The sequence below is a fragment of the Nonomuraea sp. CA-143628 genome (assembly GCF_050942315.1).
Classification (GTDB): domain Bacteria; phylum Actinomycetota; class Actinomycetes; order Streptosporangiales; family Streptosporangiaceae; genus Nonomuraea.
Genome location: NZ_CP192072.1, coordinates 3235523 through 3249161, shown reverse-complemented (window position 1 = coordinate 3249161; position 13639 = coordinate 3235523). Strand labels below are relative to the sequence as shown.

Annotated in this window: 13 protein-coding genes, 1 tRNA gene and 1 pseudogene; 3 read left to right on the top strand and 12 right to left on the bottom strand. The window is 69.3% G+C overall.

Going from position 1 to position 13639, the window contains the following annotated elements; all coding sequences use genetic code 11:
- Positions 1-227: 227 nt before the first annotated feature.
- Positions 228-275, top strand: a pseudogene (locus ACQP2T_RS15170) (hypothetical protein); the annotation flags it as partial.
- 659 nt (positions 276-934) lie between these two features.
- On the top strand, positions 935-1723 hold the full coding sequence (locus ACQP2T_RS15165; RefSeq protein WP_433516772.1) for a DUF1963 domain-containing protein: 789 nt from the start codon (positions 935-937) through the stop codon (positions 1721-1723).
- A gap of 537 nt (positions 1724-2260) precedes the next feature.
- On the opposite strand, the gene ACQP2T_RS15160 is transcribed toward ACQP2T_RS15165, so the two are convergent.
- The 5 genes from ACQP2T_RS15160 to nadD form a co-directional block, all read right to left on the bottom strand.
- Positions 2261-2333, bottom strand: a tRNA-Ala gene (locus tag ACQP2T_RS15160).
- A 65-nt stretch (positions 2334-2398) separates the two neighbouring features.
- Positions 2399-3319 (bottom strand): TetR/AcrR family transcriptional regulator C-terminal domain-containing protein, encoded by a 921-nt coding sequence (locus ACQP2T_RS15155; RefSeq protein ID WP_433516771.1) that lies wholly within the window; start codon positions 3317-3319, stop codon positions 2399-2401.
- Between the two features lie 192 nt (positions 3320-3511).
- Positions 3512-4135, bottom strand: a complete 624-nt coding sequence (locus ACQP2T_RS15150) for a histidine phosphatase family protein (RefSeq protein WP_357939809.1) — start codon at positions 4133-4135, stop codon at positions 3512-3514.
- Positions 4132-4527 carry a ribosome silencing factor gene (gene rsfS, locus ACQP2T_RS15145; RefSeq protein ID WP_357648089.1) on the bottom strand — a complete coding sequence of 132 codons (396 nt, stop codon included), beginning with the start codon at positions 4525-4527 and terminating at the stop codon, positions 4132-4134. Before rsfS ends, ACQP2T_RS15150 begins: the two co-directional genes overlap by 4 nt.
- Before the next feature lie 91 nt (positions 4528-4618).
- On the bottom strand, positions 4619-5191 hold the full coding sequence (nadD, locus tag ACQP2T_RS15140) for a nicotinate-nucleotide adenylyltransferase (RefSeq protein ID WP_433519776.1): 573 nt from the start codon (positions 5189-5191) through the stop codon (positions 4619-4621).
- A gap of 166 nt (positions 5192-5357) precedes the next feature.
- Between nadD and ACQP2T_RS15135 the strand changes: the two genes are divergently transcribed.
- Positions 5358-6389 carry a M48 family metallopeptidase gene (locus ACQP2T_RS15135; protein ID WP_225302586.1) on the top strand — a complete coding sequence of 344 codons (1032 nt, stop codon included), beginning with the start codon at positions 5358-5360 and terminating at the stop codon, positions 6387-6389.
- An 11-nt stretch (positions 6390-6400) separates the two neighbouring features.
- On the opposite strand, the gene ACQP2T_RS15130 is transcribed toward ACQP2T_RS15135, so the two are convergent.
- From ACQP2T_RS15130 to rplU, 7 genes are all read right to left on the bottom strand, one after another.
- On the bottom strand, positions 6401-8170 hold the full coding sequence (locus ACQP2T_RS15130; RefSeq protein WP_433516770.1) for a protein kinase domain-containing protein: 1770 nt from the start codon (positions 8168-8170) through the stop codon (positions 6401-6403).
- An 82-nt stretch (positions 8171-8252) separates the two neighbouring features.
- Positions 8253-8429: a hypothetical protein gene (locus ACQP2T_RS15125; protein ID WP_433516769.1), complete on the bottom strand. Its 177-nt coding sequence runs from the start codon at positions 8427-8429 to the stop codon at positions 8253-8255.
- 66 nt (positions 8430-8495) lie between these two features.
- A complete protein-coding gene (locus ACQP2T_RS15120) occupies positions 8496-9776 on the bottom strand; it encodes a glutamate-5-semialdehyde dehydrogenase (protein ID WP_433516768.1) in 1281 nt (426 codons plus the stop codon).
- Positions 9777-9954: 178 nt separating this feature from the next.
- Positions 9955-11073 carry a glutamate 5-kinase gene (proB, locus tag ACQP2T_RS15115; protein WP_433516767.1) on the bottom strand — a complete coding sequence of 373 codons (1119 nt, stop codon included), beginning with the start codon at positions 11071-11073 and terminating at the stop codon, positions 9955-9957.
- Between the two features lie 339 nt (positions 11074-11412).
- Positions 11413-12765, bottom strand: coding sequence for a GTPase ObgE (gene obgE / locus ACQP2T_RS15110; protein WP_433516766.1), 1353 nt, complete (start codon positions 12763-12765; stop codon positions 11413-11415).
- A 222-nt stretch (positions 12766-12987) separates the two neighbouring features.
- Positions 12988-13245, bottom strand: coding sequence for a 50S ribosomal protein L27 (gene rpmA / locus ACQP2T_RS15105; RefSeq protein WP_090773491.1), 258 nt, complete (start codon positions 13243-13245; stop codon positions 12988-12990).
- Positions 13246-13261: 16 nt separating this feature from the next.
- The gene (gene rplU, locus ACQP2T_RS15100) at positions 13262-13564 is read right to left on the bottom strand and encodes a 50S ribosomal protein L21 (RefSeq protein WP_138694024.1); all 303 of its coding nucleotides are present in this window, start codon (positions 13562-13564) and stop codon (positions 13262-13264) included.
- Positions 13565-13639 lie beyond the last annotated feature (75 nt).

The following is a 13639-nucleotide window of genomic DNA, read 5'->3' as shown; positions in this document are numbered from 1 at the left end:
AGCCCTGTTAGCCCATGTGGGAGACGCACAACGAGATCATTGATCCACCACTGGATCAGACTCCACTGTCAACGACGGCGGCATCCTGGATCAGGCACACTTTCCGTGATCGGACCCATTGAGTAGATCACGGTTCGGGCGTTCCGGCCGGTAGCCGAGCCTCTGATCACGAACATCTGCAGCGTGTTGATCAAGGAGCTGGTCGCCGTCTTGTTCCCTCGCAGCGGGTGCACAGCCGCTATGAACGACGGTTGTCCGATACCGCGGTCGGAGGCCAGGAAGTGCTCATCCACCTGCGGGTTCACCGGTTCTTCTGCCGTGCTTCCACGTGTACGAAGGCGACGTTCGCTGAACAGATCCCGGGGCTGACAGTCCGATACGGACGCCGTAGCATCCGAGCGGCGAGAGCGTTGCAGGCCATCGCGCTGGCACTGGGAGGCCGGGCCCGTCGAAGGGCACGTCAACCGGACCAAGATGCTCAAGCGACAGATGTACGGCCGCGCTAACCCCGATCTCCTGCGCAAACGAATCCTGCTCGCCGACTGACCAGGGTCCGATCACGGAATGTGTGCTTGATTCAGTTTTCACCCGTCGTCGTCAGGAACCGGGCCACATCGTGAGCAGTCATGAACCTCATCCAATCGGATGCCAGCGACATCCCCTGCGTCCTTCCGAACGGCATGGGACCGCCAGCCTGCAGCAGGAGCATCGGGTGAGGCCTAGACGAGCCATCGCCAGAGGGCGCCTGATCTACAATCCGGCCATCCCATACCCTCGTGAGCCTTCATTGCGCCTGCCCTCGTAGCAACGAGCGCTGGCCCCCCCATGGGGTAGATGTTGACCGCTCGATCATGTTCGTCGCCCTGGGGATGGATGAGACGACGCTGCGGGCGCTGGTCCTGGGTCTGTCGGGGATGTGTGCTGGGATCGGGGGATGGATCACGAGTCGGAAGCCGCCTACATTCGTTCGGTCTGCGCCGAGTTCCTTGGGGAGCACTTGGGATCTCAGTTGGCCGCGCTGGCCAGACCGGGATTTGGTCTCAGCCCGGCCAGCGAGTCCCGGCCAGCGGCGGGACGCAGCCGCCTGGGCGGCGCAGCCCTCCTGGACCCGGGAACGCCGTGGCCACACGACGGCAAGGGCCCGCTCAACCTGTACGCCGTGCTCGACACCGACGAACTAGCCCCGTGGCTCGGGGATGAACTGCCCGTCCGGCCCGGGCTTCTCAACTTCTTCCTCGGCAATTTCTACGACTGCCAGGTCATCCCGGCGGACCCGACCGGTGCCGTTGAGCTCAGGTCGCCCGACGATCACGCCTTCGCGATCGTCCCGCTGCACGCCAGGCGGCGACTGTCGCTCCCCGACATGTGGTGGGGCGGAGCGCTGGAAGACCTCATCGAGGGCTTCGGACTCGACCCGGGCCCCGATCTCACGAGCATCTGCGACCCAGAGGAGTCGGTGACCGACCTGTTCGCCGGAGACTCCGCGGGCGGGCACTACCCGGGGTCGGCCGATGACGACCAAGCCTTCGGCTGGCCAACCTGGATAGCGCCGGAGGACCCTCTACCGGACCTCCGGGGCGAGTACACCCACTTGCTCCACCTCTCCAGCAACCTCGGCGAATGGGAATTCCCCAAGGGAGGCTCGCTGAACTTCCTCATTCCAAAGCAAGCGCTTCGCGACGGCGACTACTCACAGACATTCGTCGCGATCGACGTTGGTTAGACGTGAATCCGCCTCACCAAGGTGGAGCCACTCCTCACTGGAAGCTGGGCCACGACACGATGTTCGTGATCAAGGATCCTGCTACCGGCCAGAACACCCGAACCGTGACCTACTCAACGGGTCCGATCACGGAATGTGTGCCTGATTCGGAATCCTGACCCCCCTGGCGTCGCGCGGGTTCTAGGGCGTCGCCACAGGTCAGTTTCACCCGTCGTCGACACTCCACCCCCAACACGCCGAGGATCCCAAACGGCCACAAGCCAGCGAAGCGCCGAATAAGGACGACCGAGCGAAGCGAAGGCCGTACAGGGGTCGGGACCAGGCCCGACTGGAAGAAACCGCCTGAAGCCCCCAAGCGCGAAGCGCCAAAAGAGGCGAAGCCGATTGTGGGAAAAAGGAAAACAGCCCGGAGCGAAGCGAAGGCCGATTGGCCCGACGCTGGGGGTCCGGGGGTTATCCCCCGGGGTAAACAACGAGGAGGCCGCGGGGAGCGAGCCCCCGTAGGGGGCGAGCGACCATACCAACCCCGCCAACGAGTGGAGCTATGGGGATTCGAACCCCAGACCCCCTCCATGCCATGGAGGTGCGCTACCAGCTGCGCTATAGCCCCTGGTCACCGTGACGAGTGGGCTCGTTACGGCGCTCCGAGAGCATATAGCCATCGCGGGGATTCGCCTAATCGCGCCGTCCGTGCGCCGCACCGGCCACCAGTACGGCCAGCCCGTCCAGCTGGCGCCGCAGCCCGAACTCGAAGAGCGAGTCCAGGTCGAGGTCGAGTCCGGACTGCACGATCACCCTGGCCATGGTCGGGAAGCCACCGGAGGAGAGCGCCTCGGCCAGCTGCCCCTCCCTGACCGCCGCAAGCCCTTCATCGTCGGCCTCCGGGGCCGCCGCGACTCCTCGTACGAACCCGGCCAGCGACACGCTGGCATGCAGCATGGCGTTGGGGGTGAGGCCGAGGCCGTCGAGGGCGCGCAGGACCCATTCGGTGTGCGCCATCGCGTTGCGGACGAACTCTGGCCTGGTGAGCGGGATGGCCTGGGACAACCAGGGATGGCGGCGGTGGAGGCGCCATTGAAGCCGCAGCGACACCTCCAGCTGGGCGCGCCAACCGGGCGGCGGCTGTGCGGGGAGCGGAATCTCGCCGTAGGCGGCGTCCGCCATCAGGTGTACGAGTTCGTCCCTGTTCCGTACGTGCCGATGAAGCGACAGGACCGGAGTACCGAGCTCGGTGGCGAGCCGGTCCATAGAGGCGGCGGCGAGCCCTTCACTGTCAGCGACCTTGATGGCCACGCCGAGGACGCGCTGCTCGGTCAGGTCCGCGGGGGCGGACTCCAGCCCCCCACTGTCGTCAGCCGCCTCGGGCAGAGTGTCGACCCGATAGACCACCACGGTGCCGATCCCGGGCACCGGGCGTACCAGCCCTTCGTCCCGAAGCGCGCCGATCACCTTGCTGGCCGTGGCCATCGCCACGCCCCAGTCACGCATGATCTGCCGGGTGGACGGGATCCTGTCCCCCACCGCCAGCTCCCCTGCGGCGATCCGCCGCCGCAGTTCGCCGACGATCCGGAGGTAAGGCACCTCACCTCGGTCCACCGCGAAGTCTCCTCATCGCCCTAGCGCACTAAGACGAAATAACACCACATCCCCTCCGCCACCCGCACTAGAGCTACAAATCCGCTATCGCCGGACGAATCCGCCCACGCAGCAGACCAGGCTCACGCGGCAGGACCCGGGCTCGACGTGGCGGGACCCGGGCTCGACGCAGCAGACCTGGGCCAGGCGGGGCTAGGCGTCCGGACGGTCGTCGCTGTTGACCGGCTCAGGCAGCGTGCCCGCGTTGTGTTCGAGCAACCGCCACCCCTTACGTCCCTCCTGCAACACCGACCAGGAGCAGTTTCCGAGCCCGCCCAGCGCCGGCCAGAGCTCCTCGGGCAGCCCCAGCAGCTCGCAGATGCCCAGCCGCAGCGCCGCCCCGTGCGAGGCCACGACCAGCAGGCCGTCGTCGTCGAGCCGGTCGGCCCAGCGGCGCATGGCGGCGGCCACCCGGCCGGCCACGTCGGCGACCGGTTCGCCGTCGGGGGCCTCCCAGGCCACGTACTCCTCCGGCCAGCGGGCGGCGATCTCGTCGCGGGTCAGGCCCTCCCACTGACCTCCGCCGCGTTCGCGGAGGTCCTTGTCGACGGAGACCTCGAGACCGACGATCCGGCCGAGCGCCAGGGCGGTGTCGTTGGCTCGCTGGAGGTCGGAGGAGACGATGACGGTGGGCCGCAGCGAGGCCAGCAGGGACGCGGCCCTGGCCGCCTGGGCGACACCGGTCTCGTCGAGCGGGATGTCGGAGTGGCCTTGGAAGCGACGCTCGACGTTCCACAGCGTCTGGCCATGCCTGAGGCAGACGATCCTCTTGCTCAAGTGCGAGCCCGCTGGATGTTGGCCTGCGCCACGCTCTCCGGGAGCGGGATGGCCGGGCAGTCCTTCCAGAGGCGTTCCAGCGCGTAGAAGGTGCGGTCCTCCTCGTGCTGCACGTGTACGACGATGTCGAGGTAGTCGAGGAGCACCCAACGGCCCTCGCGCTCGCCCTCGCGGCGTACCGGCTTGGCGTCGGCCTCGATGCGCAGCCTGTCCTCGATCTCGTCGACGATGGCGCGGACCTGGCGGTCGTTCGTGGCGGAGCAGAGCAGGAACGCGTCGGTGATGACGAGTTGCTCGCTCACGTCGTAGGCGAGAATGTCATCGGCCAGCTTGTCGGCCGCGGCCTCGGCGGCGATCTGGACGAGCTGGACGGCTCTTTCGGAAGCGGTCACGATGCGGGTCGGTCCTCCTGTGTCGGCAACATGGCCCTATGTTGAGGGTACCCGTTACGGCTCAAGAGCCCCACGTATGGCGCGAGCACCTTCACCCCTCTGCGTGGTAAAGGCCGCGTTTGTTGATGTACTGCACGATTCCATCCGGCACCAGATACCAGATCGGCTCACCCTTCTCCACCCGCTGCCTGCACTCCGACGAGGAGATGGCCAGGGCGGGGATCTCCAGCAAGGTCACCTTCCCCGGGGGCAGGCCCGGATCGTGCAGCGTGTGACCGGGCCGCGTGCACCCCACGAAATGGGCGAGTTCGAACAGCTCCTCGGCGTCCTGCCAGCTGAGGATCGCGCCGAGGGCGTCGGCTCCGGTGATGAAGTAGAGCTGTGCGTCAGGTCCGTAGATCGCGGAGATCTCACGCAACGTGTCGATCGTGAAGGTGGGCCCGGGCCGGTCGACGTCCACCCGGCTCACCGAGAAGCGGGGGTTCGACGCGGTCGCGATCACGGTCATCAGATAGCGGTCCTCGGGCGCGGACACCTCGCGCTCCGACTTCTGGTACGGCCGGCCCGTGGGCACGAAGACGACCTCGTCGAGATTGAAGTGGTGAGCCACTTCGCTGGCGGCGACCAGGTGACCGTGGTGAATCGGGTCGAACGTCCCACCCATCACTCCCACGCGTCGCTTTCCCTGGACACTCGGCGCGTTCATCATGAAAGGACCCTACGCGTCGGCTATCCGACACCCACATGGCACCCCCCGCTGACCAAAGCGGTCACCAACCCCGTCACGAACCCAGGTGATGAACGCGCGCCGTCCCGGCTGCCGACGTAGCATGCCGGGCATGACGACCACCCCGGACCGCAACCGCGTCCAATTGCCCGGCATCTCGTCTCGTGCCTACGAACACCCCGCAGACCGGTCCGCGCTGGTCGCTCTGCGTAAGTTGAGTGGGTTCGACACGGTTCTCAAGCAGATGTCCGGCCTCATCAGCGAGCGCCGCCTGCGCCTGATGTATCTGGCGTCGGCCGTGCGTGTGAGCGAGACCCAGTTCCGCTCCCTCTACGACATGGGCCGCGACGCCGCCTACGTCCTCGACCTGCACCGGATCCCCGAGATCTACGTCCAGCAGGACCCGCAGGTCCAGGCCAAGGCCATCGGTTTCGACGACCCGTTCATCGTGGTGACCACCGGCCTGCTCAACCTCATGAACGAGGAGGAGCAGCGCTTCGTCATCGGTCACGAGACCTCGCACATCCTGTCGGGCCACGCCGTCTACCGGACGATGCTCGACATCCTCACCCGCCTGGCCACCCGCGTGGCCTGGATCCCGCTCGGCTACATCGGCCTGCGCGCGATCGTCGCGGGCCTGGAGGAGTGGTACCGCAAGTCGGAGCTCTCCTCCGACCGCGGCGGCCTGCTCACCGGCCAGGACCCGGACGCGGCCAAGCGCGCGCTGATGAAGCTGGCCGGCGGCGCCTACACCCACGAGATGAACATCGAGGCGTTCCTGGAGCAATACCAGGAATACGACACCGCGGGCGACCTGCGCGACGGCTTCCTCAAGGTGCTCAACCTGCTCGGCACCACCCACCCGTTCGCCGTGGTGCGCGTGGCCGAGCTCGACAAGTGGCACCGCGGCGGCGAGTACGAGCGCATCCTCGGCGGCGACTACCCGCGCAGGGAAGACGACGCCAGCGCCCGGGTCACCGACGAGATCAAGGCCGCTGCCGAGTCCTACCGCGCGTCGTGGTCCCAGTCGCAGGATCCGTTCATCGGCGTACTGCGCGACGTGGCAGAGGGCGCGGTCAACGCGGGCGAGCGCATCTTCAACCGCTTCTCCCGCCGCGACGGCGGCCAGGGCTAACCCACAGCCGGTCACAGAAGCAGCGCGATAGCGCGCACCGCCGCCGCGCACAGGGCGACGAACCCGCCCAGCACGGCCAGTGCGCGCAGCCCTTCCCTGCGCAGATCCGGCAGATGAGCGCCGACCCGCTCGATCTCGCGTCCGGTAATGCCGCCACAGAGCATCCCGAACACGACACCCGCGGCGGTGACCGGCGCGGGCTGCTGCCACCAGTCGGCATCGATCTGGCCGCCGCCGATCAGCCAGAGCGCGCCACCCGCAGCCACCGCGACGGGCACGCCCGGCCACACCACGGCGGTCGCGGTCGCACCGGTGAACGCGAACGGGAAGAGCACCACGCGCAGGGTCACCCTGACCCGGCGCGAGACCCGTTTCCTGACCATCCAGTGGCTCATCCAGAGCGTCCTGGTCAGCAGTACGAACGCGGCCGTGATCCCGATCGTCGCGATCGGCCAGATCACCGACGCCACCACACAGGGCACGGCCAGCACCGCGAGCAGCAACAGCGCGGCGTTGCCCGCGGGCAGCGTGGTGGAGCCCGACTCCGACCCGAGTCCGGTGTTGCGCGTGCCCGGCGTCCGGGGTTTCCCGGTCACGGCCTTCGTGCGGCTCCGTACGGGTGTGGCCTTGACGCCCTCACCCGTGCGGAGCCGTGGCCCGGTGCCCTTTCCGTCCGTACTCGTGCGGCCCCGGGGTGCGGGCACCTTCCCGTCCGCACTCGTACGGCCGCGCGGCATCGGGACCTTCCCGTCCGGGTTCGTCCGCGTCCGCGGCGCGGGCACCTTCCCGTCGTCCACCGTCCGGCCGCGCGGCTTGGCCTCCTCACCGGTCCGGCCACGCGGCTTGGCCTCCTCCGCCGTGCGGCTGCGGGCTTTCGCCTCCTCTGCCGTACGACTACGCGGCTTGGCCTCCTCACCGGCCCGGCCACGCACCGCGACGCCCTCCTCGGCCGCGGGCACGGCACGGGCGGCATCGGGCTCGGCGGGGCTGGTCGCCTTGGCCAGCCGTGACAGGCGGTCGGCGAGCAGCGCGGCCGTCGGGCGCTTGCCCGGCTCCCGGTTCAGTGCGGCCCGCACCAGCGACAGCAGCGCCACCGGCACGCCCTTGAGGTCGGCCTGCCCGTTGAGCACCGCGTACATCTGCGCCTCGGCCGTCCCCCGCCCGAACGTCGGCCGCCCGGTCGCCGCGAACGCCACCGTCGCCGCCCACGCGTGAATGTCGGCGGGTGAGTCGACGTGCTCGTCGGCGAAGATCTCGGGCGCGGTGTAGCCGGGCGTGCCGAGGAAGGTGCCGGTCAGGGTGAGCCGGGTGGCGTCCACCACCTGCGCGATGCCGAAGTCGATGAGGACCGGGCCCTCGGCGCCCATGATGATGTTGGCGGGCTTGAGGTCGCGGTGCACCACGCCGGCCGCGTGGATGATCGCGAGTGCGGTGGCGATGCCCTGCGCCAGCTCCACCAGCTGCGTCATGTTGAGCGGGCCGCTGTGGCGCACCATGTCGAGCAGCGTGGCGCCCTCGATGTTCTCCATGACGAGGTACGGCCGGTCGCACGACAGATCGGCGTCCACCACCTTGGCCACGTACGGGCTCTCGACCCGGCGCAGCGCCCGGACCTCACGTTCGAGCCTGACCCGCATGGAGCTGTCTTCTGCCAGGTCGTGCAGGACCTTGAGGGCGACCCGCTCGCCCCGGCGGGAGCTGGCGAGATAGACCTCGCCCATGCCGCCCCGACCGAGCCTCTCGAGCAGGGTGTACGGCCCGACCTTGCCGAGCTTGGTCACCGTCCCTCCCCGCCCGGCGCGCCCATAAGGGACAACACCCTAGCGTCGGGAGGCCCTGCGACGCGTGCGACGCGCCGAAGCTTTATCGGTCGCGTCGCTCGGACAGCATGCTGTCGAGCTCCGTCGTAGGCTCCGCCGACAGGTCCTTCCTGCCCTTCCTGCGCCAGTGGATGTGGCCGCGGCTCTCCATCCACAGCAGCAGCCGATCCGCGCCGACCAGCACCACGGCCGCGAAGGCCAAGGCGATGACGATCTCCATGTCGACCAGTCAACCGAGCTCCTCCGCCGACCGGTCACGCCGACACGCCACCGCTGCCCAACCCCGTCAGGCGCCTGACCTTGGGATGACCGTGCCCGCTGATGTGCGCAGATGCCCTTCGCCGGTATAGACCCATTTGGTGGACGTCAGCTCAGGCAGGCCCATCGGGCCGCGCGCGTGCAGCTTCTGGGTGGAGATGCCGATCTCCGCGCCGAAACCGAACTCGCCGCCGTCGGTGAACCGGGTGGAGGCGTTGACCGCGACGGCCGCCGAGTCGACCAGCGACACGAACCTGCGCGCCGCCTGCTGCGACCGGGTGACGATGGCGTCGGTGTGGCCCGAGCCGTAGCGCCTGATGTGGGCGACGGCCTCCTCCAGCGAGCCGACGACGGCGGCGGCGATGTCGAGCGAGAGGTATTCGGCGAGGAAGTCGTCCTCGGTGGCCGGCTCCACCTCGCCGTAGGCGGCGATCCGGTCGTCGCCGTGCACGGTCACGCCCGCGTCCTTGAGCGCCTGGAGCGCCCGGGGCACGAACGCGTCGGCCACCCCGGCGTGGACCAGGAACGTCTCGGCCGCGTTGCACACCGACGGCCGCTGCGCCTTGGCGTTGACCAGGATGTCGACGGCCAGGTCCAGATCGGCGTCGGCGTCGATGTAGACGTGGCAGTTGCCGACACCGGTCTCGATCACCGGGACCGTCGACTCCTCGACCACCGAGTTGATCAGCGACGCGCCGCCGCGCGGGATCAGCACGTCGACCAGGCCGCGGGCCCGCATCAGCTCCTTGACGGAGTCGCGCGTCAGGCCTGGCACCAGCTGCACCGCCCCAGAAGGCACCTCAGTGTCCTCCAGCGCGTCCTGCATCACCCGCACCAGCACGGTGTTGGAGGAGTAGGCGCTGGAGGAACCCCTGAGCAGGGCCGCGTTGCCGCTCTTGAGGCAGAGCGCGGCGGCGTCGACGGTGACGTTGGGGCGGCCCTCGTAGATGATGCCGATCACGCCCAGCGGCACCCTGAGCTGGCGCAGCTCCAGGCCGTTGGGCAGCGTGCTGCCCCGGATCACCTCGCCGACGGGGTCGGGCAGGTCGGCCACCTGGCGTACGGCCTCGGCGATGGCCTCGATCCTGGGCCCGTCGAGGCGCAGCCGGTCGATCATGGCCTCCGGCGTGCCCTGCTCCCGCGCCTGCGCGACGTCCTTGGCGTTGGCCTCGACGATCTCGGCGGTGTGGGAGACGAGGGCGTCGGCGACGGCGCGCAACGCCCGGTCCTTGGGCGCCCGCGGCAGCGGGGCCAGCTCGGCGGCGGCCTCTCGCGCCGCGCGGGCGACCTTCAGGAACTCCTCGGACATCACACGCTCCTCCGCCGGTGAACCGGCTGCCTGCCTAGTTGTGGCCTCCGGTATCCGGCTGCCTGGTTGCGGGCCTCCGCTGGCTGGTGGCCCGGTTGCTTTCGGTGGCCTGGTTGCGGGCCTCCGCTGACCCGATTGTTTTCGATGGCCTGGTTGTGGGCTACCGGTTTCCGGCTGTCTAGTTGTGGGCTTCCAGTATGACGATGTCGTCGCGGTGGATCAGCTCACGCTCGTATTCTGGACCGAGCTCGTTGCCCAGGTCTCGCGTCGAGCGGCCGAGCAGGCCCGGGATCTCCCCCGCGTCGAAGTTGACCAGCCCCCGCGCCACCACCCCGCCACGCGGCCCGCACAGGTCCACCGGGTCGCCGGCCGCGAAGTCACCCTCCACCGAGGTGACCCCCGCGGGCAGCAGCGACTTGCGCCTGGCCACGATGGCCTCCACCGCGCCGTCGTCGAGCAGCAGCCGCCCGCGTCCGGTGGTCGCGTGGGCGAGCCAGAGCAGCCGGGTGCCTGGGTGGCGGCCGCCGGGATGGAAATAGGTCCCGACATCGGCCCCGGCCAGCGCCTGGGAGGCGTGCGCGGCCGCGGTCAGCACGACCGGCACCCCGGCGCCGGTGGCGATCCTGGCCGCCTGCACCTTGGTGACCATGCCGCCGGTGCCGACCGCCGCGCCGTTCTTGCCGAGCTCGACGCCGACCAGGTCCTCGGGGCCGCGGATCTCGGCCAGCCGCCGGGACCCGCTGCGGCTCGGCGGACCGTCGTAGAGGGCGTCGACGTCGGAGAGCAGGACCAGCGCGTCGCTGTGGATGAGGTGGGCGACCAGGGCCGCCAGCCGGTCATTGTCGCCGAAGCGGATCTCGTCGGTGGCGACGGTGTCGTTCTCGTTGACGATCGGCACGATGCCGAGCTCCAGCAGCCGGTTGAGGGTGCGCTGGGCGTTGGCGTGGTGGGCGCGGCGCATCATGTCGTCGGCGGTCAGCAGCACCTGGCCGACGCGCAGGCCGTAGCGGGCGAAGGAGGAGGTGTAGCGGGCGACGAGCACACCCTGGCCGACGGACGCGGCGGCCTGCTGGGTGGCGAGGTCGCGGGGGCGCGCGGTCAGCCCCAGCGGGCCGAGGCCCGCCGCGATCGCTCCCGAGGAGACCAGGACCAGCTGGGTCCCGGCGCGACGGCGGGCGGCCAGCACGTCGACCAGGGCATCGACCCGGTCGACGTCGATCATGCCTTGGGGGGTGGTGAGCGACGAAGAGCCGACCTTGACGACGACCTTCGACGCTGAGCTGATCTGTTCCCGCACCTTCGAAGCCTATCGGAGACCGGCGACCCGACCTCCCGGCCGGTGCTCCCAGCGGGGTCGGCCGGGGCCCCACGGTCGAGCAGCCCCGCCTCGACGCTGCCGACGTTGAGCAGGTCGACCTGACCGCCCGCGAAAACCGGCCGAGGGCCGGGATACCGCCGAGGACCGGGATACACCGCTGGAGCCGAGGGCCGCCAAAGAATGGGGGCCGGAGGCGGAGTCCCGGAGGCCGAGTCCCGGAGGCCGAGGACGGGGTGCCGGAGGGCCGGGGACTGAGGACGGGGTGCCGGAGGCCGAGTACCGGACCCCGGGGACCGAAAGCGGGGGGTCGGCGCGCCGCTAGCTGAACCGGTTGTCGGTGCCGCGCGGCCCCTGCCGTACGGACTCGGCGTTGAGCGTGGGCTGCCAGTCGAAGACGTAGCCACCCTCCATCGGCCCGATCACGACCTCCGCGCCCGCGGTGGCACCGGCCTTGACCAGCTGATCCTCGATGCCGAGCCGCTCAAGCCGGTCGGCCAGGTAACCGACGGCCTCGTCGTTGCTGAAGTCGGTCTGCCTGATCCAGCGCTCCGGCTTCTCGCCGGTGACCTGGAAGAGGTTGTCGTTGACCCGGCGGACGCTGAACCCGGCCTCGCCGAGCTGCTTGGGCCGCAGCACCAGCCGCGTGGGCTCCTCGACGGGCTTGGCGGCCCTGGCCGCGGCCACCCATTCGCCCATCGCGAACGTCAGCTCCCGCAGCCCGTCGTGGGTGGCGGCCGAGATGGTGAAGACCCGCAGCCCCCGCTCCTCGAACTCGCCTCTGACCAGGTCGGCCAGCTCCCGGGCGTCCGGTACGTCGGCCTTGTTCAGCACGACCATGCGGGGCCGGTCTTCGAGCTTGCCGTAGGCCTCCAGCTCGGCCTCGATCACCTCGTAGTCGCTGATCGGGTCGCGTCCCGGCTCCATGGTGGCGCAGTCGATGACGTGGATGAGCATGTCGCACCGCTCGACGTGGCGCAGGAACTCGTGCCCGAGCCCCTTGCCCTGCGATGCCCCCGGGATCAGCCCCGGCACGTCGGCGACGGTGAAGACGGTCTCGCCCGCGGTCACCACGCCCAGGTTGGGGATCAGGGTGGTGAACGGATAGTCGGCGATCTTCGGCCGGGCCGCGGACAGGGCCGCGATCAGCGACGACTTCCCGGCGCTGGGGAAGCCGACGAGCGCCACGTCGGCGACGCTCTTGAGCTCCAGCATGACGTCGAGCGCGTCCCCCGGCTCCCCGAGCAGCGCGAATCCGGGCGCCTTGCGCTTGGTGCTGGCCAGCGCCGCGTTGCCGAGCCCGCCGAAACCGCCTTCGGCGATCACGTAGCGGGTGCCGACGCCCACCAGGTCGATGAGCACCTCACCGGTGGCGGCGTTCTTGACGACCGTCCCATTGGGCACCGGAAGGACGACGTCGCCGCCATTGGCTCCGTCGCGGTTGGACCCCTGGCCTTGCTTGCCGTTGTCGGCCTTGCGATGCGGCCGGTGGTGGTATTCGAGCAGCGTGGCGGTGTTGGGGCTCACCTCAAGGATCACCGCGCCGCCGCGCCCGCCGTTGCCGCCGTCGGGCCCGCCGAGCGGCTTGAACTTCTCCCGGTGCACCGACGCGCAACCGTTGCCGCCGTCACCCGCTTTGAGGTGCAGCACCACTTGGTCCACAAAGTCAGCCATCCCGGCCCCTCCTCCTAGGCCGATCAAGGCCCGTCACATAACCCAGTCCACGGACCGGGGCCAAGAACGCGCACCTCACGGCGCGCGGCCACGTCCACCAGAGGAGCGTGGCCCTGAACGGGCCGCGACCCCGGCGGTGAGCCGTACACAAAAAGCCGTACAAAACGCACTCAGGGGCGGATCGAGAACCCGATCCGCCCCTGAGCAGGAAACTCTGAGAATCTACTCCGCCACCGGAACGATGCTCACCGCGCGGCGACCGCGCTTGAGACCGAACTGCACGTGGCCGGCGGCCAGCGCGAACAGCGTGTCGTCGCCGCCGCGGCCGACGTTGTCGCCGGGGTGGAAGTGGGTGCCACGCTGCCGGACGATGATCTCGCCCGCGTTGACCAGCTGGCCGCCGAAGCGCTTGACGCCCAGGCGCTGGGCGTTGGAGTCACGGCCGTTCCGGGTGGACGACGCGCCCTTCTTGTGTGCCATCTCTCTAACTCCCCGATCAGGCCTGGTCGATACCGGTGATCTTCACCTGGGTGTACCGCTGACGGTGACCCTGGCGCTTCTTGTAACCGGTCTTGTTCTTGTACTTCAGGATGCGGATCTTCGGTCCCTTGGTCTCACCGAGGATCTCGGCGCTCACCAGGAACTTGCCCGCCTCCGTGGTCACATCGCCGTCGTTGACGACGAGCACCGTCGGCAGCGAAACCGAAGAGCCGACCTCGCCGGCGACCTTGTCCACCTCGAGGACGTCACCGACGGAGACCTTCTGCTGCCTGCCGCCGCAACGAACGATCGCGTACACCGCGGAACCCTTCTACTGACTTCTGAATGCTGCGCCCGGCATTCGGTGCTGTCTGGAACCGACGAACCGAGTAGG